Origin of the sequence: Acetobacterium sp. (assembly GCF_041752335.1) — a bacterium.
Lineage (GTDB): Bacteria > Bacillota > Clostridia > Eubacteriales > Eubacteriaceae > Acetobacterium.
Window position 1 is genome coordinate 1 of sequence record NZ_JBGSHG010000096.1, and the last position, 21,168, is coordinate 21,168.

Consider the following 21,168-nt stretch of genomic DNA (forward strand, 5'->3'; position numbering starts at 1 on the left):
TAACCAGACGTTGAGGGGTTACTTTGTTCCCTCTTTTTCTGAGTGCATCCACAATTTGTTTTTCGTTATTCATGGTTGTCACACCTCTTTTACAGTCTCTTCTGATAAAACAGTTACAGGCAACTCGCTGATAATTTCTATATTTACTCCATCAATATCACAGGATAGCGCACGGATCTCTATTCCCAGACTATGACATTGACCCAATAAACGTGAAAATTTTGGATCCATTATTTGATTTGGTTGAAACGATTTCGCATCATTGCGTTGCACAACAAAAATAACCCCGGTATGGTAACCCTCCTGGTGAGCTCTGATCAATTCGGCAAGATGTTTGGCCCCTCGCTCCGTTGGTGCATCTGGAAACATGGCAATCTCATTCACTACCAGATTGACACTCTTTACCTCATAGTAGGAGTATTTACCGCCACGAAAACAGGCAAGGTCAAAACGACTGTTGCCGTAGGTCACTTCTTGTTTGAGTTCTGAAACGTCCGCTTGAGCTTTTAAAAATTCGTAGGCAATCTGGTTAGCCAAGATCGAATTGACAGATACCCAATGCTCGTCTTTTTCAACTAGCAGCAGCGTATAATCAGTTTTTCGATGGGGCGCCGGATTCCAGGCCAGAATGGCCCGAACACCTGAAACAAGAAGCTCACTCATGCGACCGGTATTGGGCACATGAGCGGCTATCTCTTCCTGGTTGATCATTACCCTGGCAATGAAACGATTGGGTCGGCTAATAAATATCCCGTTGACAAGGGGGTATTTACTCAACTTCACCTTCATCGTCATCTTCGTCTTCCTCTAAATCTTCGTATTCTTCGTCCATGATACGATCATATTCTGCTTCAATTAAAGCAAATTCTGCTTCATCTTCAACTGGTACCAGAATTTCACCATCTTCGTCTTCATCGATAAAGAAAGCAAATACATCGTCACTTTCTTCGCCTTCTGTTAAAAGTACATAAGTCTTTTCACCCAGAGGAAACGAAACTTCTAAATCAAACTCTCTTGCAACGCCATTTTCATCTTCTAAAATTATTTTTTCTTCCATATCAACTTCTTCTTTCAATTTTATTTTTTCGCTCATAATCTTGTAATTATACCTTTTCATGCTTAAAGAATCCATTATTTATCAATTATTTGACGGCCCGATCCATATAAGACTGGAGAATGATCTGGGCTGCCAGCATATCGATATAATCTTTACGGTTCTCCCGAGAAACATTTCCTTCGATCAATACTTTTTCAGACCAGGATGAGGTTAATCGCTCATCAATATAGATGATTTCGATATCCAGCCGTTTCTTGATAAACTGACAAAAGTTCACTGTTTTCCGGGTCTGAGCGGATTCTGAACCGTTCATGTTCAGGGGCAGACCAGCTACCACTTTTTTGATCTCATATTTTGCAATAAGCTCCCGAAATGCTTCTAAATCGTCATCCCTGGTCTTTCGCTTGAGGGTCATAACCCCCTGGGCGGTAATCTGCAACGGGTCCGTTACAGCCACCCCAATCCGTTTGTCGCCAACATCAATTCCTAAAATTCTTTCCATTCATTATCCCATCTATTTGTTATGACTGTATTAAATCACCTTGATGCAAAAGTCTTTACAAGCAGAGCTGCAATAACAGCAAAGCACACATAGCTTTTCATCAACTCGCGCTTTTCCAGCGACTAAGGTCAAGGCTTTCTGGTTGCAGCGCTTAACGCATTCCCCACAGCCGCAGCACCAGTCACTGATATGCAGTGTTTTTGGGGCGTTGGAAACAGCTGCCTCCAAATCCTCAGGAATCATATTGCCATTGAATTTTTTAACGTTATACAGCACTTCGTTAACCGATTGAACCCCAATCGCAATGGCGTCCAGATCGGCATTATTTAAAACAAACTCAAAGCTGGCCTGCTTCCGGGAAAGCAGATTACCACCGCCTAAAGGCTTCATGCCGTAAATGCCCTTCCCCAGTTTTTTGGCCTCATGGATGGCTGCTGCCATTTCTTCGACGGTTCCATCTTCAATGCCGATTCCGGTTAAATTAATCAGCGGATGAATCACATCCAGCTCAGGAAACAGATTCGCCCCGTAAACCCCTTCAACCCGATGGGTAGAAATGCCGATAGCTCTTACTTTGCCCGCCTGTTTTTCAGCAATCAGAGCCTCAATGGCTTCCCAATGACCTTCAATGGTCTTTTGGCTTTCCTGCTCATGGAGCAGGTAAAGATCAACATAATCCCGACCCAGTTCAGTCAGGGCCCGATTCAAACTGCGGCGAACTCCCGCTGCCGTATAATCATAAGATTTTGTCGCAATGACCACATCCTGCTGCATCTGGATCGCCGCCCGCAGGTGATCATAATTGTTATACAGATCCGCAGTATCAAAAAAATTAATGCCGCAATCCAAGGCAGCCGCGATGATTTCCCGGCTTTCCAAAAGGGTTTTGTTCTTCTGCAGCGGCCCAATCGTCAAACTGCCAAAGCACATTCGGGAGACCTTGATACCGGTATTACCCAGGGTATTGATTTTCATCTAAAATCGTTTCCTAACCACTAATAAGTGTCCATCAGTTTTCGCTCACAATCGCCGTGGCGAACTAAAATAGGACTGCCTCGGTTGAGACAGCCCCAATTTATCAGCCTACTAAATGCTTTTTAAGTACCGTCGAACAAGTTCTTCGAGTAACTCATCCCGTTCAATTTTCTGTATGGCATTTCGCGCTTCTCTGTGACTTGTGATATAGGTCGGATCTCCTGACATGACATAACCTACAATTTGATTGACGGGGTTATACCCTTTTTCAACTAGAGCCTTATGTACATTGCGCATCACTTCGTCGATCTTCTGAGACTTTTCGCTATCGACCTCAAACATAATGGTTCCTCGATCAATCACCGTATTTTCTCCCATTGTCATCTGACCTCCTTCACAATCAATTTATATCATTTTACCCCAAAGCAAAAGAAAAGACAAGTCATATGATACAATTTTTCTTTTTCTTAATAAATTAGTTCAACTGCTCCCGAATGCATGCCTCACCCTTTACAAGGGATTCTGCCAGTTTTTCTGGAAGTTTCCCCCCAGCTTGCGCCATATCTGGACGTCCGCCACCACCTCCGCCGGCTATCGTCGCCACTTCTTTAATGACTTTACCAGCATGGAAGCCGCGTTTGACGATATCCGGAGTTGCCGTTGCAACAAAATTAACCTTGCCCTCCAGGGCACTTCCCAGCAGCACAACCCCAGAACCCATCCGGTCTTTTAGTAAATCTCCGATCGTTCGCAGTTCTTCCATGGGCATTTTTTCGACTTCAGCAATCGTAACCTGAACCCCACTGATGATCACCATTTTCTGGTGGATATCCATAATCGCATTCCCAGCCGATTTCTGTTTCAGTTCGGCGATGGTGCGTTCCTTTTGTTTATTGATTTCGGTCAATTCGGTTACCTTTTCCAGTAATTGATCGGGATTAGTTTTCATCAGATTGGATACCTCAACCAGGGTATCATCCATTTTCTCCACCAGGTGCCAGGCATTAAAACCAGTTGCCGCCTCGATTCGCCGGATCCCGGCCGCAACACCGCCTTCACTGATGATTTTAAACATCCCAACCTTAGCCGAATTACTGATATGACAACCGCCGCAAAGTTCGGTGCTGAAATCGCCGACTTTGACAACCCGGACGATTTCGCCATATTTTTCGCCAAATAACGCCGTTGCACCCAGTTCTTTAGCTTTATCAATATTCGTTTCAAAGATGGACACATCATGGGCAGCTAAGATCGCTGTATTGACAATATCCTCCACCTGACGTTTTTCATCCCGGGTCATCGCCTGAAAATGGTTAAAGTCAAAGCGTAAGCGTTCTGGTGAGACAAATGATCCGGCCTGTTCCACATGGTCACCTAAAACCTTTTTCAAGGCTTTTTGCAATAAATGAGTTGAGGTATGGTTCCGTTGCACCGCATCTCTTAAATCTTTGTTGACCTCGGTAATCACACTTTCTCCAACTTTGAAGGTTCCCGACTTAACTGTCCCCGAGTGAATATGACGACTCAGGCTTCCCTTTTTACAGTCCCTGATTTCAATCAAGCCATCACCTTTTTGAATGACACCGTGATCGCCGGTTTGTCCGCCGCTTTCGGCATAGAACGAGGTCTGATCCAAGAGCACCAGCACCTCATCCCCAGCTGTGGCTTCGTCCACCAGGGCTTCATTGACATAAAGCCCTAAAATTGTACCTTCGGCATCCAGGTTGTCATAGCCCACAAAGGTGTTGACTGCATCCGAACCCAAAGGATTAAAAGGATCATCAGCCCACACCGCTAAATCGCTGTTGAGACGATCCTGGCGGGCCCGTTCCCGCTGGGCCTCCATTTCTTTTTCAAATTCTTCGACAATAATGGTCAATCCTCGTTCTTCGACAATTTCCTTGGTCAGATCATAGGGAAAACCATAGGTATCGTAGAGCTTAAAGGCGCCACCACCGGGGAATACCGTTTCTTCCATTTCGATAATTTTATCCAGCTCTTTGTTTAACAGCGCCAGACCCTGATCGATGGTTTCTTTAAAGCGCTCTTCTTCAATGCGGATCAGCTTTTGAATAAAATCCTGTTTTTCCCGTAGTTCAGGATAAGCGCCTTCGGAAACCCGAATCGCTTCTTTGGCCACATCATAAAGGAAGAGGTCCTTGATTCCCAATAATTTCCCATGACGAACGGCTCGGCGGAGCAAACGTCGCAATACATAACCGCGACCTTCATTACCCGGCATCACGCCGTCAGCGATCATAAAGGTAACACTGCGGATATGATCGGTGATAACCCGGATGGAGATATCATCCTGAAGATCATCGCCGTATTTCACACCCGCTTTTTTGCAGATATAATTGAGTACATGACCAACGGTATCAATTTCAAAAATGGTACCCACACCCTGCATCACCACTGCCAGACGTTCCAGCCCCATCCCAGTATCGATATTGGGTTTGGGCAAGAGGTTATAGTTACCAGCTTCATCTTTATCAAACTGGGTGAAAACCAGGTTCCAGAATTCGACATAACGGTCGCAATCACAGCCGACACTGCAGGTGGGGCTGTCACAGCCATATTCTTCGCCGCGGTCAAAATATAGCTCGGAACAGGGGCCGCAGGGTCCCAGGCCGTGCTCCCAGAAGTTATCTTCTTTTCCCAACCGCACAATTTTTTCTTTAGGAATTCCGACATCTTCATTCCAGATTTTAAAGGCTTCGTCATCATCCAGATAAATGGTGATCCAAATCTTATCTTCCGGTATTTCCATCACCTCGGTGCAGAATTCCCAGGCCCATGGAATGGCTTCTTTTTTGAAATAATCACCAAAGGAAAAATTTCCCAGCATTTCGAAAAATGTCCCATGTCTTGCTGTTTTTCCGACGTTTTCAATATCCGGGGTGCGAATACATTTCTGACAGGTTGTCACCCGATTTCTAGGCGGTATTTCATCTCCGGTAAAATAAGGTTTCAGCGGTGCCATCCCTGAGTTGATCAACAACAAACTCTTGTCATTGATTGGCACGAGTGGAAAACTATTTAATCGCAAATGTCCTTTTTCCTCAAAAAATTCCAGATATTTCTCTCTGATTTCATTTAGTCCTAATGGTTTCATTTTTTTCTCCCTTGTCGAAATTATGGTCTTTGATTCTAAAGCATCTATTGCTTTTCGGTGTTTATAAAAACAAAAAAATCCCCTGCAAATCTGCAAGGGACGGTTTAATCCGCGGTACCACCCAAATTAGCTGCATAATTATTGGCAACTCACTTTATCAATAACGGTCTCCCGACTGAAAATAATCATTGAACATTGTATTCAAACTTTCTTCCCAGCTGCTCGAACGGGGCAACTCTAAACAAACCATAAAAGACTTTCAGCAACGTCTCTCTCTCTGTAATCGCTATTTTTTAGAGCCTTCGTTCTCGATGCATTTTTATATTAACCTATTGAGATGATTATATTAATTTCGTATTTAAATGTCAATCCTTTTTTAGATCGGTGATGTCCTTTGAGGCAAATAGGGAAATAATATATCCGGCGATTACCTTAATAGTACCTGCCATCGGTACCGCCATAATCATTCCAACACCGCCAAACATGGCGCCAAAAAAGAAGATCGAAAAGATAATAAACACCGGGTGGAGGCCCACATTTCCGGACATCAGCGCTGGTGCCAGAAAATTACCGCAGATCACCTGAACGGCCCCAATTATAACCAACATGGGGATCAACATCAACGGATTGGTAAACAATACCAGTAAAACAATCACAATGGTGCCCACCGCTGGTCCAAAATAAGGAACCATAGTCGTAACCCCGGCAATCACTCCGATAATCGTCGCATATGGCAATCCCAGCGCAAATGCCCCAATGCCAGTTGCAATCCCCGCGATGAGGGAAGTCAGACCTTGTCCCTTGATAAAACCACCAATGACCAGATCAATGTCACAGCACATTTTAAGCATACTGTTGCGATACTGCAATGGCACCAAATACATGATGCCTTTAATAAAGAGTTCCTTATCCATCAGCAGAAAGATCGTCACCAATGGCACGATTATGATATTCATCAATTGACCGCTGTTTTGAAGAATGGCATTTGAAATTCCCTGAAGCGCGGTTGCAAAGCCCTGCAGCACATTTCCCAAAACCTGTTCCAGATTAAAAAACTGGGTAATATCATATCCGGTAAAATTTGAAATATAGTCAGATAAGTTTGTGATATAGGTCTGAGTTTGTGTCACAAAGCTTGGAATGCTCCTGATCATACTGGCAATATTAGTAATCAGACTGGGAATAAAGCTCATAAAAGCCCCAATCACCAGTGCCAGCACCGCAAAAAATACGATCAGAACCGAGGCTCCCCGATTCAGACCTTTATTCTCGAAAATTCTGACTAGCGGATTAAGCAAATAAGCCAGAACAATGGCAAAAAAGAAAGGCGCAAACATACCTGCCAGCGTTGGCCAGATAAAAAAACACAGTGCGCCAATTATCGCTACAACAATGAGATTAAGAAATAATAGTCTCTTTTTATTAGCTGAATCTCCCACTATCTTTCCCCCAGTAATTTATTGGCAATGCCCGTTCCCTGTTTTTTAAATCCCAGATCATACATTTCTTTCCCATAATATAGCACCTGATCCTTATATACCAGGTCTGCGGCCGGAATAATCGCAAAGCCATGATCGATATCATCAAAGAAACTTCGGGAAATTTCGTATTCGCTGATGGCAAATGTTCCTTCTTCAATCGTCGCATTGACTACATGACCAAAAGCCTCCTCATTTTTATCCACCACCGGATAATCCATCAGCGGAAATGCCTCATCCAGATACACTTTTACTTTTTCCCCTTTTGCTTTTATGATAACTTTTTCATTTTCAATTACCAGCCGTTTATAATTAACATCAACAATATTTTCAGGCTTGAAAAATTGAGCTTTTGAGAAAATTCCCCCGGGATTGATCACCAGATATTTTACAACATGATTCACAACCACCAGACTCTTAACCAATCCATGTCGTCGTCCATTTTTTTGAGAAACAACTTCCACATTAAGCAAAATGTTTGCTTTCATTCAATGCTCCTTTCGCTTTTTTTCATATGCTTATCTTACCCTATTATTTTTTTTATAGCAACGTTGTTTTTTCTTTTCTCATTGTACGATCAGGCAATTCGTCAGCAAGGCCTTCTAATGATGGACAGGGTCTCTTTTACCTTTAATTCAATATTGAGCTGTTCGGCGACGAGATTATTGACATGTCCACCGATTTTTTTGTCTTCTGATAAAAAATGAAAGTGCCAGCCGACTACATTCATTCCCCGGGCCAACTCCGGACAGAAAACACCCACCAGGCAACCGCTTATGTTTTCCAGAACACATACCGGCTGCTCACTGACAATTCTATCAAGTTCTTGATAGGGTTTTTCCTGAGGCCAAACCCCATGAATCTCAATCCTATTAAACATCCCTGAGATTCTAGCCAGTATGGGATTTTCAGCATGTTCAATACACATGTCCAGGTTTTTCATCAGAAGAATCATATCTCCGTTTATTTCCATAGCCTGACCTTCACTTTTTTCCAAACTGCCCAGGGTCGCAAAGGGCGTTGTGTCTGACAAGTCCGCCACTTCAACGGAACAGTCTCCCAGAGCACGGTAGGCTATTCCATTTAGAACAATCATTTCCCCGTTTAGTTTATGGTAGGTACCAAAGCCGGTATCTCCATAAGTCAGCATCGTTTTTATCGAAATCTCTCCGTCATAACCTTTGTTTTGAAAAGCAGCCAGCGTTGATACCTGAAATAGTTTGTTGTTTTCCATGGGGTTCCTCCCTTTATCAATGATCAAAAGAAAGACGCGGTCTCCAGCAAACAGAAACTGCGTCTTATTTTATTCATTTCTATTGTGCTTTTTTGTTGTGATAATCTTCAATGGCCGCCTGAATGGCCTCTGCTGCCAACACTGAACAATGAATTTTTTCAGCCGGAAGCCCGCCCAGTGCATCAACCACATCCGAGTTTTTAAATTTTCCTGCTTCTTCAATGGTCTTGCCGATAATCATATCCGTTGCCATACTACTGCTGGCCACTGCTGCACCACATCCAAAGGTTTTAAAGGATGCGTCTTCAATAACTCCGTCATCGTTTATTTTTAAGAAGATTTTCATAATATCTCCACATGCCGGGCTCCCAACCTGACCAATACCGTTTGCGCCTTCAATTTCTCCCACATGTTTGGGACAGGTAAAATTTTCCATTACTAAATCTGTATATTCCATTTGTTTCTCCTTATTTTTTCTATCGTTCTGATCGTAGCACTTAATGATGGTGATGCTCGGCTTTATCAAAAACAGCATCATCAATCGGACAATCTGCGTTAATTGGCGACATTTTTCGCAATCGTTCAATGATCTGGATCAGATTATCGATCACATAATTAATATCTTCGAGTGTTGTCTGTTTTCCAATGGTGAGTCGCAATGATCCATGGGCTACCCCCGCTGGTAAACCAATGGCCAGCAGCACGTGAGATGGGTCTAAAGAACCCGATGTACAGGCCGACCCGCTGGAACCTGCCACACCGATAATATCCAAACTGAGGAGAATCGATTCCCCTTCGATGTAATCAAAACAGAAATTTGCGTTCCCTGGCAGACGCTTTTCCGGATGTCCGTTTAGACGAACCTGAGGAATATTAGCCATGACTCCTTTAATTAAAAGGTCTCTTAGTTTTTTCAGATGGGCGACATTTTCTGCGAGGTGCTCAGTTGCCATTTCGGCGGCTTTTCCAAAAGCCACAATTTCAGCGGTGTTTTCTGTTCCGGCTCGTTTTTTTCGTTCCTGAGCGCCGCCGTGGATTAAATTATCGATTGGAACTCCTTTTCTGATAAAAAGAGCGCCAATCCCTTTTGGACCATATATCTTATGACCAGAAATAGACAGTAAATCGACGTTTAAATCCTTTACATCGACCGTGATATTGCCCAGCGCCTGGACGGCATCGGTGTGAAAAATAATCCCTTTTTCCTTGACAATTTCGCCGATTTCTTTGATCGGTTCTACTGTTCCGATCTCATTGTTAGCAAACATAATAGTGACTAAAATGGTATCTTTTCGGATTGCATTTCGTAAATCATTCAAAGAAATCAGCCCGTATTCATCAACTGGCAAATAAGTTACTTCAAACCCCTGTTTTTCGAGGTATTCACAGGTGTGAAGCACAGCATGATGCTCAATGGTGGAAGTGATGATGTGTTTTCCCTTGGCCTGATTTTTCATGGCAATCCCTTTTATCGCCCAGTTATCAGCTTCTGATCCACTTCCGGTAAAATAGATTTCCCGGGGATCGGCATTAATGGCTTTGGCAATCTGAAGCCGGGCCGCCTCAATACTCTTCTTAACACCCCTGCCCTCTGCATAGACTGATGAAGGATTCCCAAAATTTTCAGTAAAAAATGGTATCATCGTTTCAACAACGGCTGGATCAACCGGAGTTGTTGCTGCATGATCTAAATATATTCGTTTCATAAAGTTTACCTCTTTCAATTATTTACCGATCAAGTCCTGTAATGATCGATTATCAATAATATTGCTAATGCTGTCACTAATGTCTTTCCAAAGTCCTCTGGTTACACACTCCGGTGATTTTAAACAGGTGAGATTACCACCGCCATCGATGCATCCAGCGAATTCAATGGGACCTTCAAGTGCCCTGATTATTTCACCAACCGTAATCTCACCTGGATCCCTGGCTAAAACATAGCCTCCCCTGGCACCTCTCAGACTTTTTACCAGTCCCGCATTTTTTAGGGTAGAGAATAGTTGTTCCATATATGAATCTGAAAAATTCTGTTTTTCAGCAATTTCCTTAATTGAAACCGGCCCATCTCCATATTGCAGTGCCAGTTCCACCATGGCAAGTACCCCGTAACGTCCTTTTGTTGAAAGTCTCAAGTGTTTGTCCCTCCCTGGATTATTTCCGAGTATTCCACTTGGATTATAAGACTATTATAGCACTAAAAAATTATTTTTCAATAGTAAAAAGAAAAAAAATTGTACTCTCAAAAAAAGACCCCGATGCTGGAACAATTCCAGCGTCGGGGTCCTAAAAAAACTATTCTTATTTATCGTCTTCGCTATCTCCGAAAAGACCGCTGAACATATCACCAAATGAATCCCCAAGGGTTACATTGGCAGTTTCTTCGTAAACTGTTTTATTACGATTGTTGTTGCTGTTATGACTTTGTTGTGGTCTGCGATTTCGGTCGCCGCCACCGTAGTTACTGGTTCTGTCGCGATCGCCAGAGCCAGTACTACTACTACTACTGCTGTTGCTGCTTCTTGGTGTTGGTGCAGGACGAGCAGGAGCTTCTTCGGTTGCTTTTTTACTTAAGCTGATTTTTTCTTTTTCAGGATTAATGCCGATGATTTTTACAGTTAACACATCACCAGTGTTTAAAACTGAGGCAACAGACTCAACCCGGTTATAGCTGATTTCAGAAACGTGAATTAAACCTTCAACGCCTGGAATCACTTCAGCAAAGGCACCAAAATCTAAAATATTAGTGATGGTAACTTCTACTTCATCATCAACATTATATTTAGCAATGAAATCATCCCATGGACGATCCATTAATGCTTTTACGCTTAATTTGATTTTTTTGTCTTCTTCATTTTTAGCGATAACCTTGGCTTCGATTTCCTGGCCTTTTTCGACAATATCTTTAGGCTCATTAATTTTTTCCCAGGTCAGGTCTGAACGATGAACAAAACCATCAATACCATCAAGATCAACAAAGATTCCGAAATTAGTAATGGTTTTAACCACACCTTTAACGATATCATCCACGTTTAATTCTTCAAAACGTTTGTCTTTCATTTCTTTAACTTGTTCCCGACGTTCTTTCATATCTTTTTCAAGAATAATTTTTTGTGAAAGAATAGCACGACGTCGTTTTGGGTTGTAATCAATGATGATACCCTTAACTTTTTCGCCGATCAGGGTGTTCAAGTCTTTAACGTAACGAACATGATACTGTGAAGCTGGCATATAAATATCAGTAAATCCGATATCGACGATTAAACCATTTCCAGAAATATCTTTGATTGTTCCTTCTAAGATCGTTTTATTATCAAAGGCGTCACTTAACTGTTTTTGTACGAGACGGTTATCATATTTGATTTTTGAAAGTTTTACATTTCCTGAACCTTCATTTAAATCAGTTACGATACACCAAACTTTGTCTCCTAATTGTACAAGTTCAGATAATACCTCATCGCTTCTCCATGTAAAATCATTCTTTTTGACGATACCATCTGCTTTGTAGCCAATGTTCAAGATCACTTCATCTTCAGCAATGTGAATAACTTCGCCTTCGATTTCAGCACCCCGACGAATTGTTTTTAATGATTCTTCAATTTCTGCAGCGAAATCGAAATTTGCATCATCATATTCGTCTTTTTCAATGGTTTCCACCACTTCCTCAACTACAACAGTTGGCTGTTCTTCAGTCGTCATTTCTACGACCACGTTTTCCTCAGCAATTTTGTTTTGCTCTTCCATACCTTCCAATACCTCCTTAACGATCCAATCCGGTGTTGATGCCCCTGCGGTAATACCAATTTTTTGGTATTTCATTACTTCAGCGAGATCTAAATCCCGGATGGTTTCTATGTGACAAGTTTTTTCGCAATGGGATTTACAGATATCCGCCAGTTTTTGTGTGTTCGAACTGTGGTATCCACCGATTACGATCATATATTCTACTTCTTTTGCAGTTTTCGCTGCCGCTGCTTGTCTTTCAGCGGTGGCACTGCAAATAGTATTAAATATAACTACTTCATTGACTCTTGACCTGATCGCATCACAAATTTCATTGAATCTGGATTCGATAATGGTGGTCTGAGCCACAATACATATTCTATCATAACTTTCAATATTTTCCAACTGATTTATGTCATTAATTATTAGAGCTTTATCCTGACACCAGCCATTTGCTCCAATTACCTCCGGATGATCCTTATTTCCGACAATTACAATCTGATACCCGGCAGCATCATAGCTTTCCACTTTTTTTTGAACGGCCCGGACATAGGGGCAGGTGGCATTGATGATCGGGAGTCCTTTCCCCTTAATCGCTTCGATGGTTTTCTTGCCTACCCCATGGGAACGCAGGATAACACGGCCGGTTTGCAAACCATTCACCTCGTCGTCTGTAATTATAACTACCCCCTGATCAGCCAGGCGCCTGATTTCCTGGGTGTTATGGCTGATGGGACCTAAGGTATATATTTTTCCCTGACCGGATTCGATGGTATCGCGAACCATTTTCATGGCATTTTCAATTCCAAAGCAATAGCCAGCCTTCTCCGCTATAATTATTTCCATGTTAACCTCAAGTCAATTTCAATTCATAGACAGTATCCATAATTTTTTCACTTAACTGCCGGATCTCTTCCTCAGACAATTTTCTGCCATAATATTCTTCCAGATAAACGGGCTTGCCAATAATAATTTCGATTTTACTTCTGAAACTGTATCGCCCTTTGATCCGTACCGGAATAATCGGTGATTTTGTCTTAATCGCAAAAACCACAAAACCACTGGCCGGCGGAGTCCGCTCTTCCGGGTTGACCCGATGGCCTTCCGGAAATATCCCCAGAATTTCGTCTTCCTTTAGAATCTTTAAAGATGTCTTGATGGTTTCCACACCGACCTTTTCGCGATTCACCGGAAAGGCCTTTACCTGTTTGAAAAACCAGCGCAAAAGCGGATTTTTAAACAGTTCCGCCTTGGCCATGTAATGAATTTCCCGGGGAGTAGCAAATGAAATCACCACTGGATCAATATTACTGATGTGATTGGGGCAGATCAAAGCTCCGCCGCGCTCTGGAATATTTTCCTTGCCGGTAATTGTGATCCGAAAGAGAATCAAACTGAGCAGATAAGTTAAGAAACGACCGATTTTATAAATCATCGGCGCGCCTCGTCGATATGCATTTTCATTTCTTCGTAAACTTCTTCAATGCTCTTTCCGGTTGTATCAATGATAATGGCATCCGCAACCTGAATTAGTGGCCCTTCTGATCGGTTTCGATCATTGGTATCGCGATTTTCAATATCATTTTTTATTTCTTCCAGTGCTTTACTGTTCCCTTTTTCATCCATTTCTTTTTTTCTTCGCTGCGCCCGTTCCAGAACATCGGCATCCAGAAAAAACTTAAGATCAGCATCTGGCAAGACCACCGAACCAATGTCTCTGCCATCCATGACCACCGCATGGTCTTTTGCATATTCCCGTTGCTGAGTAACCATCAGATCCCGGACTTCCTTGATCCTGGCAACATCGGAGGTGTGACGGGAAACCAGAGGGGTTCGTATTTCGCTGGTGACGTCTTTATCATTGCAAAACACCCGATCACCTTCAAAACGGATCACGGTTTCCCGAGCAATTTTCACAATATCCACCTCACTGTCAAAGCGGTCTCCCATCTGGTTTAAAACGCAATGGGCAATGCAGCGATACATGGCTCCCGTATCCAGATAAGTCATTTTATAGGTTACTGCTATTTTTTTTGCTAGCGTACTTTTTCCTGCGCCAGCAGGACCATCAATGGCAATTTGCATCTTGCTCTCCCTCATCCAAATTTTTTAAAGAATTATTCAACTGCGTTCCCGGCCAGCCAGCCAGTGGAAACAGCAATTTGAATATTATAACCCCCCGTCAGGGCATCGACGTCCAGCATCTCCCCTGCGATATAGAGATTTTTAATCAGTTTTGATTCCATCGTTCCCGGGTCAACCTCTTTTACGTTCACACCGCCAACGGTGATGATGGCTTCGTTAAAATCCCGCAGCCCGGCAATGCCGATCTTTAACTGTTTAAAACACTCCACCAGTTTTTTTCGCTGCTCTTTGGTAATCTGGTTGACCTTGGCGGTCGGGTCAATGCCAGACAAGGTTACCATCACCGGAATCATTTTGGATGGCAATAAATCCCCCAGGGCGTTCCCAAAATCCTTATTCTGATATTTAAGGAAGTCCCGTTGAATCCGAGCATCCATTTGTTCCATGCTTAACGCCGGTTTTAAATCCAATTCCAGACTAAAATCCTTAGTATTTCCGATCATATAAGAGCTCAATGATAAAACCAGCGGTCCGGATATACCAAAATGGGTGAATAGCATCTCCCCCAACATTGACTTGACTTTCTTTTGTCCCTTGGATGTTTTCTGAGACAGGGTTAAGGTCACATTTTTGAGTGCCAGCCCCTGCAGATCTCGGGGCCAGTCTTCTTTGGTATTGACTGGTACCAGACCCGGTGCCAGGGGCGTGATCTGATGACCGCAATTTTTTAAAATCTTAAAAAAGTTACCATCTGAACCGGTTGATGGATAACTTTTCCCGCCGCTTGCCAGGATCACTACATCATACTTCCTGATTTCGCCGTTTTCAAAGATGATTCCATTGATGGTATTATTACTAATCGAAAGATCGGTTATTTTCGTATTTAAATGAACCTGGCAGCGCTTGTCTTTCAATGCCGTTTTAAAAGCACTGATCACATCGCTGGATTTATCCGAAACCGGAAAAACCCGATCCCCCCGTTCGGTTTTTAAGGGTACCCCGTTTTTTTCCAGAAAGGCCATAAAATCCGCATTTGTGTACGAATATAAGGCGCTGTACATAAAGCTGTGATTATGGACAATGCTGTCAAAATAATCACTGATGTCAACGGCATTAGTCAGATTGCAACGACCCTTTCCGGTGATGTACAGTTTTTTCCCCAGCTTTTCGTTACTTTCGAACAAATCAACCTTATGTCCCTTTTCGCCAGCCGCCACCGCCGCCATCATGCCGCCGGGACCGCCTCCAATTACTGCTATTCTACTCATTGATTATTCTTTGTCCTTTCGCGAACTATTTTCCAATTCATCGCCAGTATAGATATAATGTTCTCGCCATATTTCTTCAAGTTCATTAAATGTCTCTTTTGTTTTGCCGATATTTCGGAGCCCCACCGAAATCACCAGGGCGTTGATCAGCGAAAGCGGTGCTACCAGCGAATCCACAAACGAGTAAACATTGCTTTTGGCAATCAGCCGATGTTGGGTAAATACATTAATCGGTGCATTTTCGTTGTCCGAGATCGTAATAATTTTTACCCCTTTATTCTTCAAAAACTCAACCGCTTCATAGGTTTTTTGGGCATACCGGGGAAAACTGATGGCGATAACGACATCTTCTTCATTAACCCGGATTAAATGCTCATAGATATCTGACACTCCATAATTGACCACCCTGACATTATCCAGAATGAGATTAAGATAATAACCCAGATGTTCGGTTAACAGAGTAGTGGTTCGAAAACCGATGATAACAACCTTGCGGGCATCTAAGATCAGGTCAATACAGGACTTGAAAATCTCATAATCAAATTCCTCAAAGGTAGCATTGATATTTGACAGATCTGATTTTAAGACATTATGCACTGTTTCCTGCAAAGCCTTTTCTTTTTGCTCATTTCTCAAAGTCATATCGATGCGCTCAATGGTTGTCAGCTTACTGTTAATTTCATTTTTTATGGCCCGCCGGAATTCCGGGTAGCCTTCATAGCCCAGGGTGACCGAAAAACGAACCACGGTTGCTTCGCTGATACCGACACTTCTAGCCACCGTCACTGCCGACATTTCAGCAACACTTTCATAATGGCTCAACATATAGTCGGCAATCAGTTTATGAGATTTACTCAATTTCGCATAACGCTTCTTAATTGCTGAAAAAATATCTCGGCATTCTTTTACACTTGAAACGTCTTTCATATCTACCTCGTTCTTTGGATCATTATGAATGTGGGCGGTGATTTTCGATTTAAGGTCTGAAAATGATGGGCCACAAAAGGGGCTTCCAACGTTTCGCACCATGTAATCACTGTTTGTGATTCTTCTGCTCCCCCAGGATGCCCGGGATAAAGGCACAGAGTTATTAATCCACCACAAGCTAATAAGAACAATGCCCCATTTAGGGCAGCCATGGTTGTTTCAACCTGGGTTGTGACTGCATGATCGCCATTCGGAAAATAACCAAGGTTAAACATAATCGCTTTGACCATTTGTTCCCCCACAGCGGCTTCCTTCAATGCTGACACCATAAATTCGTGACTTTGATGAATGAGAGTGACCTGGTTGGCATACCCGCTTTTTTCCAGGACATCATTGGTTTGCTGTAAAGCCACCGCCTGAATATCAAAGGCAAAAACCCGACCGGTTTCTCCCACGCATTGGGTGAGAAACAAGGTATCCTGACCCGTCCCGGCAGTGGCATCCACAACGATATCTCCGGGGTTAATCACCGGTCTTAGAAACTCCCAAGCCAGGTCAGTTACCCGCAATGGTTTATTTTTCACTACAGCCTGCGCAGGGCTTGAAAAATTCTCCCTGATAATCGCGATGAATCAGCACATCGCCTTCTTCCGTTAATTCATGCTCTTTGAAATAAGCCGCAAATTCTTTAGTTGCACCCTTAACCGAAAGGGCAGTACAACCTTCTTCCGCCATTTTATAAAGCAGGGTTCGGATAATCCCATCAAAAACAGCCATGGCTTGATCACCGTGACAAGTCATAATGATTTCGTAAATATCAACCTGTTCTTCGCCATAAAAAAAACGAACCGCTCCCAGAATTTCAGACTTGGTGGTATCTTCAGCCACGATATATAAATGCCGTTCTTTTTCTTTTTCTGGAAATAATGCCTGAATTTGACTAAACTCTCTTGGAAATCCTATTTTTATCATTTTCTCTTTTCTCCTTTTAAGTAAGTAATTTCGTTATTATTTAAATATCGCCACGCACCGGGCTTCAAGTTCCCCAAGGTCAGGTCTCCAATCGCCACCCGCTTTAAATCAATAATCGGGTGTCCCATAGCGGCGCACATTTTACGGATCTGTCTTTTTTTACCTTCGTGAATCCGCATTTCCAGGAGACTGGTATCCTGATTCACTTTTAAAATCTTAATACTTGCCGGGGCGGTACGGTAATCCTCTATTGCCATGCCATGACTGAAGGATTCCAGACTGCTTTTGTTCGGGCAGCCTTTTACCAGACCAACATAGGTCTTGCCAAACTCATGGCTGGGGTGAGTCAGATAAAAGGTCAGGTCGCCGTCATTTGTCAGCAGCAGCAGCCCTTCGGTATCCATATCCAATCGTCCGACGGTGTAAAGCCGTTCTTTAATCGGCACCAGATCCAGCACCCGCTGACGGCCATGAGTATCCTCGGAAGTTGATAAGACCCCTTTGGGTTTATTAACCATGATATAGATTTTTGCCGCTTGATTTAATCTTTTTCCCGCGACGATAATCTCATCGTTTTCTGGATCAACCGGGAATCCTGGTTCATGGATGGTGATGCCATTGACTTGCACCAGTCCTTTTTGAATCAGTTCCTCGGATTTTCTCCGGGATGCGACCCCGCATTGAGCCATAAATTTCTGAATTCTCACTGCGCCGCCTCCAGAACTCGGGCATCGCCCATGGTTTTTTCCAGCAAGCCCGCCAGTAACGCTTCACTGCTGCTATCATTATTTTTTATTTCAGGATTGAGTAACTCCAGATCAAAACTTTCTTGTTTACCCTGAGAAAATACCTCAAACTCCGGAATCTCTTTAAGACTTGACAAACCCATGGTTTTTAGAAAAGCATTGGTTGTTTTATAAAGAATGGGCCGACCCGGAGCTTCCAGTCGACCCCCGTCACAGATCAGTCCGCGATCCAGCAAACGCTGGATCGCGCTGCTGGAGCTGACTCCTCTGAGGTCATCAACGGCCAGCCGGGTAACGGGCTGACGATAGGCAATAATTGCCAGCGTTTCCAGCGCTGCCCGGGATAAACCGGTTTTTTCCTGATGTCTGGTAATTTCTTTGATATACCCATAATAGTCGGGTTTTGTGGAAAGCTGATAGGAATCCTTGATCTGAACCAAGCGAATGCCTCTTGCTTTAGATTGATAATCCTGTTTAAGTATTTCCATGGCAAACTGCACTTCTGATACCGGCTTATCCAGGCATCGACACAATTCCGTCATCGAGACACCATCGCCGGCTCCAAAAAGAATGCCTTCAATGATACCTGCCAGTTCATCACTGTTCATTGTTCTCCACCTCCCTGTGAATCTGAAAATCAATAAATACCCGATTTTGAAGCAGCCGCAAACCGCTGGTCTTAACCATCTCAAGCAGCGATAGCAAGGTTACCACCACCTCTTCTCTAGAAATATCTGGTCGGAGCAGCTCTGAAAAACTGACTCCTGCTGCTCCCGCCTGAACCAGGACATCGGTTATTTCGGCGATTTTTTCTTCAATACTGAATAATTCCCGAATAATCTTCTGGGGCGGGGCAATGGCCTCCAACTCCTCTTCTTTCTGAAACAAAAGCCGTTTAAAACATTGTTCAAGGGAGTAGGGATCAATGACCAGCGGAACCGCTTCAGTATTTTGGGGGATGTACTCAGGGTCCCGATAAATAGCGCCAAGTTCGAACTGTTCCCGAGTTTGAAAATAACGGCTGATCTCTTTAAAGATCTTATATTCCACCAATTGCCGAACCAGTCGGGCCTGCAAATCTTCAGCGTCTTCCTGTTCGTTTTCGTCTTTGGGCAGCAGCGCTTTTGCTTTTATTTCCAGCAGTCTGGCAGCCATGACAATAAACTCGCTGGCCACATCCATATCCATGTCCTGCCATGTCCGGATCTGCATTAAATATTGATTGGTGATATTTGCAATAGGAATATCGCAAATATCGATCTTGTTTTTCTGGATCAGATTGATTAATAGATCCAGGGGTCCTTCAAAAGTTTCCAGACACACTGCATATGCCATAATCAGGACCAGATCAGATTGAAAATTGGCAGTAATATCGCAAAAAACAGGCTCGATATCGCATTAATGACGGGGTTGATAATCATTCCCAGCAGTCCGGTAAAGGCCAGCACAAAAATCGCAATCATGCCATAGCGTTGATATTTATAATAAGTCATCAGTGCTTTGGGCGGTAAAAACAAAACCAGAATCTGGGATCCGTCCAGTGGCGGAATGGGAATAATATTAAATACGGCAAACATTATATTGTAAATATAAATATACTGCAACACTAGCATCAACACTTCATTGTTCAGGGGTACCACCGCCAGGTATGCAGCCATTCCAAAAAATGCCAGTAGCAGATTGGTAAGAACCCCAGCCAGGGATACCACAATCATCCCCTTTTTGCGATCTTTGAAATTTCCGGGATTTACTGGTACCGGCTTTGCCCATCCAAAGCGGAATAAGAGCATTGACAAAAAACCTAGGGGATCGATGTGCTTAAGAGGGTTTAAGGTTAACCGTCCGGCATTTTTGGGGGTTGGATCCCCCATTGAATCCGCGGCATAACCATGGGCCATTTCGTGAAAACTGATGGCAATCAATATTCCCGGTAGGCTCAGTATTAAATTATAAAAATAGTCCGGCGTAAAATTAAACATTATCCTTACCTCGTTATTCGACGTTGTATATCTGGTTTATTAAAACCTGAGATTTTATTTGAATTCCGGTCTGACGGAAACCAACTTTATTTTCATATTTCTCTTATATTAGTTCTAATTATATGCTGTGAAGCTATAAGGCATAATACAAAATAGATGATTCATTCTAATGCTCTGCATCGAAATAAACCATCTATCCTCATTGAACATTATTATTTCTTTATAATCGCTTTCTGGCGGCAATGGAAAAATAATACCCCAATGCTGCGACGGTTTTACCGTCAATGAACTGTCCGTTGATAAACAGGGTTCGGGTTGTCCGCACTGGTATTTTAATGACTCGGATAAATTCATCCGGGTCTTCTTCCAGGGGATCCCAGACAAATTCAGTGGCACAAAACAGGGTAATTTTCTCTGAACAATAACCTGGGGTCGGAATAAAATCTCCCAGTTTAAAAAGATTAACCGGACGATAACCGATTTCTTCCCGGCATTCCCGGATCGCGGCGGCTTCAGAGGTTTCACCAGGTTCCAGCAAACCAGCCGGAATTTCCGTCAGCAGCCGCTGACTGGCAATCCGGTATTGTTTCACGAAGATCATCTGTCCATCTTTAACTACTAAAACAGCTACCGCTCCCTGGTGTTCAACAATCTCACGTTTTGAAAAACTGCCATCCGGAAGCTCAACCTTATCAATCCGCAACTTAACAATCCGGCCATCATAAATGACCTCGCTCGTTACGGTTTTTTCAAACTGTTTCATGCGCACCCTCTGCCTGTTTTTCTGAAATCAATCGTTCCAGCTCATCCATAAACGAGGCCACGTCCTTAAACTGCCGATAGACGGAAGCAAAACGGACATAGGCGACCTGATCCATGCTCTTTAAAGCAACCATGACCTGTTCACCAATCAGCGATGATGGCACTTCTTTCATTTCGCTCTGATACAGGCTCCGTTCCAGATCATCTACCACTGTTTTAATGGTATCAATGGGAACCGGCCGTTTTTCACAGGCCTTAATCATGCCATTGAATATTTTATTTTTATCGAAGGCTGTTCGTTGACCGCCTTTTTTAACAACAATCAGCGGGATGTTTTCGACCCGTTCG

At 43.1% G+C, this 21,168-nt stretch carries 25 protein-coding genes and 1 other annotated feature; all 25 genes read right to left on the reverse strand.

Annotated elements, in window-relative coordinates; translation table 11 throughout:
* Nucleotides 1–78: 78 nt before the first annotated feature.
* Nucleotides 79–789 (reverse strand): DNA/RNA nuclease SfsA, encoded by a 711-nt coding sequence (gene sfsA / locus ACEW8F_RS12310; RefSeq protein ID WP_373483766.1) that lies wholly within the window; start codon nucleotides 787–789, stop codon nucleotides 79–81.
* On the reverse strand, nucleotides 770–1,117 hold the full coding sequence (locus ACEW8F_RS12315) for a DUF1292 domain-containing protein (RefSeq protein ID WP_373483767.1): 348 nt from the start codon (nucleotides 1,115–1,117) through the stop codon (nucleotides 770–772). Before ACEW8F_RS12315 ends, sfsA begins: the two co-directional genes overlap by 20 nt.
* A 25-nt stretch (nucleotides 1,118–1,142) precedes the next feature.
* Nucleotides 1,143–1,559 carry a RuvX/YqgF family protein gene (gene ruvX / locus ACEW8F_RS12320; protein WP_373483768.1) on the reverse strand — a complete coding sequence of 139 codons (417 nt, stop codon included), beginning with the start codon at nucleotides 1,557–1,559 and terminating at the stop codon, nucleotides 1,143–1,145.
* A 30-nt stretch (nucleotides 1,560–1,589) separates the two neighbouring features.
* The gene (locus tag ACEW8F_RS12325) at nucleotides 1,590–2,534 is read right to left on the reverse strand and encodes an aldo/keto reductase (RefSeq protein WP_373483769.1); all 945 of its coding nucleotides are present in this window, start codon (nucleotides 2,532–2,534) and stop codon (nucleotides 1,590–1,592) included.
* A gap of 111 nt (nucleotides 2,535–2,645) precedes the next feature.
* Nucleotides 2,646–2,897 (reverse strand): IreB family regulatory phosphoprotein, encoded by a 252-nt coding sequence (locus ACEW8F_RS12330; RefSeq protein WP_026396169.1) that lies wholly within the window; start codon nucleotides 2,895–2,897, stop codon nucleotides 2,646–2,648.
* Nucleotides 2,898–3,009: 112 nt separating this feature from the next.
* On the reverse strand, nucleotides 3,010–5,649 hold the full coding sequence (alaS, locus tag ACEW8F_RS12335) for an alanine--tRNA ligase (protein ID WP_373483770.1): 2,640 nt from the start codon (nucleotides 5,647–5,649) through the stop codon (nucleotides 3,010–3,012).
* A gap of 92 nt (nucleotides 5,650–5,741) precedes the next feature.
* Nucleotides 5,742–5,970, reverse strand: a binding site (T-box leader).
* Nucleotides 5,971–6,014: 44 nt separating this feature from the next.
* On the reverse strand, nucleotides 6,015–7,088 hold the full coding sequence (locus tag ACEW8F_RS12340) for an AI-2E family transporter (protein WP_373483771.1): 1,074 nt from the start codon (nucleotides 7,086–7,088) through the stop codon (nucleotides 6,015–6,017).
* Entirely contained in the window at nucleotides 7,088–7,615 is a 528-nt protein-coding gene (locus ACEW8F_RS12345; protein ID WP_373483772.1) for a hypothetical protein, read from the reverse strand. Before ACEW8F_RS12345 ends, ACEW8F_RS12340 begins: the two co-directional genes overlap by 1 nt.
* A 101-nt stretch (nucleotides 7,616–7,716) precedes the next feature.
* Nucleotides 7,717–8,361, reverse strand: a complete 645-nt coding sequence (locus ACEW8F_RS12350) for an acetolactate decarboxylase (protein ID WP_373483773.1) — start codon at nucleotides 8,359–8,361, stop codon at nucleotides 7,717–7,719.
* A 79-nt stretch (nucleotides 8,362–8,440) separates the two neighbouring features.
* Nucleotides 8,441–8,818, reverse strand: coding sequence for an iron-sulfur cluster assembly scaffold protein (locus tag ACEW8F_RS12355; RefSeq protein WP_373483774.1), 378 nt, complete (start codon nucleotides 8,816–8,818; stop codon nucleotides 8,441–8,443).
* Between the two features lie 40 nt (nucleotides 8,819–8,858).
* Nucleotides 8,859–10,067: a cysteine desulfurase NifS gene (gene nifS, locus ACEW8F_RS12360; RefSeq protein ID WP_373483775.1), complete on the reverse strand. Its 1,209-nt coding sequence runs from the start codon at nucleotides 10,065–10,067 to the stop codon at nucleotides 8,859–8,861.
* 18 nt (nucleotides 10,068–10,085) lie between these two features.
* The gene (locus tag ACEW8F_RS12365) at nucleotides 10,086–10,493 is read right to left on the reverse strand and encodes an Rrf2 family transcriptional regulator (protein WP_373483776.1); all 408 of its coding nucleotides are present in this window, start codon (nucleotides 10,491–10,493) and stop codon (nucleotides 10,086–10,088) included.
* A gap of 166 nt (nucleotides 10,494–10,659) precedes the next feature.
* Nucleotides 10,660–12,927, reverse strand: coding sequence for a bifunctional 4-hydroxy-3-methylbut-2-enyl diphosphate reductase/30S ribosomal protein S1 (locus ACEW8F_RS12370; protein WP_373483777.1), 2,268 nt, complete (start codon nucleotides 12,925–12,927; stop codon nucleotides 10,660–10,662).
* Between the two features lie 7 nt (nucleotides 12,928–12,934).
* Entirely contained in the window at nucleotides 12,935–13,516 is a 582-nt protein-coding gene (locus tag ACEW8F_RS12375; protein ID WP_373483778.1) for a lysophospholipid acyltransferase family protein, read from the reverse strand.
* On the reverse strand, nucleotides 13,513–14,166 hold the full coding sequence (gene cmk / locus ACEW8F_RS12380; protein ID WP_373483779.1) for a (d)CMP kinase: 654 nt from the start codon (nucleotides 14,164–14,166) through the stop codon (nucleotides 13,513–13,515). Before cmk ends, ACEW8F_RS12375 begins: the two co-directional genes overlap by 4 nt.
* A gap of 32 nt (nucleotides 14,167–14,198) precedes the next feature.
* Nucleotides 14,199–15,434: an NAD(P)/FAD-dependent oxidoreductase gene (locus ACEW8F_RS12385; RefSeq protein ID WP_373483780.1), complete on the reverse strand. Its 1,236-nt coding sequence runs from the start codon at nucleotides 15,432–15,434 to the stop codon at nucleotides 14,199–14,201.
* A 3-nt stretch (nucleotides 15,435–15,437) separates the two neighbouring features.
* On the reverse strand, nucleotides 15,438–16,361 hold the full coding sequence (locus ACEW8F_RS12390) for a MurR/RpiR family transcriptional regulator (RefSeq protein WP_373483781.1): 924 nt from the start codon (nucleotides 16,359–16,361) through the stop codon (nucleotides 15,438–15,440).
* A gap of 2 nt (nucleotides 16,362–16,363) precedes the next feature.
* Entirely contained in the window at nucleotides 16,364–16,945 is a 582-nt protein-coding gene (locus ACEW8F_RS12395) for a class I SAM-dependent methyltransferase (protein ID WP_373483782.1), read from the reverse strand.
* Nucleotides 16,935–17,333, reverse strand: coding sequence for a hypothetical protein (locus ACEW8F_RS12400; RefSeq protein WP_373483783.1), 399 nt, complete (start codon nucleotides 17,331–17,333; stop codon nucleotides 16,935–16,937). Before ACEW8F_RS12400 ends, ACEW8F_RS12395 begins: the two co-directional genes overlap by 11 nt.
* Complete coding sequence (locus ACEW8F_RS12405) at nucleotides 17,330–18,022, reverse strand: pseudouridine synthase (RefSeq protein WP_373483789.1); 693 nt, start codon at nucleotides 18,020–18,022, stop codon at nucleotides 17,330–17,332. The genes ACEW8F_RS12400 and ACEW8F_RS12405 overlap by 4 nt, the downstream gene beginning before the upstream one ends.
* Before the next feature lie 14 nt (nucleotides 18,023–18,036).
* Nucleotides 18,037–18,687, reverse strand: a complete 651-nt coding sequence (gene scpB, locus ACEW8F_RS12410) for an SMC-Scp complex subunit ScpB (RefSeq protein WP_373483784.1) — start codon at nucleotides 18,685–18,687, stop codon at nucleotides 18,037–18,039.
* Complete coding sequence (locus ACEW8F_RS12415; protein ID WP_373483785.1) at nucleotides 18,677–19,414, reverse strand: ScpA family protein; 738 nt, start codon at nucleotides 19,412–19,414, stop codon at nucleotides 18,677–18,679. Before ACEW8F_RS12415 ends, scpB begins: the two co-directional genes overlap by 11 nt.
* A gap of 2 nt (nucleotides 19,415–19,416) precedes the next feature.
* Nucleotides 19,417–20,058 (reverse strand): site-2 protease family protein, encoded by a 642-nt coding sequence (locus ACEW8F_RS12420; protein WP_373483786.1) that lies wholly within the window; start codon nucleotides 20,056–20,058, stop codon nucleotides 19,417–19,419.
* Between the two features lie 220 nt (nucleotides 20,059–20,278).
* Nucleotides 20,279–20,821 (reverse strand): NUDIX hydrolase, encoded by a 543-nt coding sequence (locus ACEW8F_RS12425; RefSeq protein ID WP_373483787.1) that lies wholly within the window; start codon nucleotides 20,819–20,821, stop codon nucleotides 20,279–20,281.
* The coding region (gene nrdR / locus ACEW8F_RS12430; RefSeq protein WP_373483788.1) for a transcriptional regulator NrdR at nucleotides 20,808–21,168 on the reverse strand (361 nt) is incomplete at its 5' end. The genes ACEW8F_RS12425 and nrdR, both read right to left, overlap by 14 nt.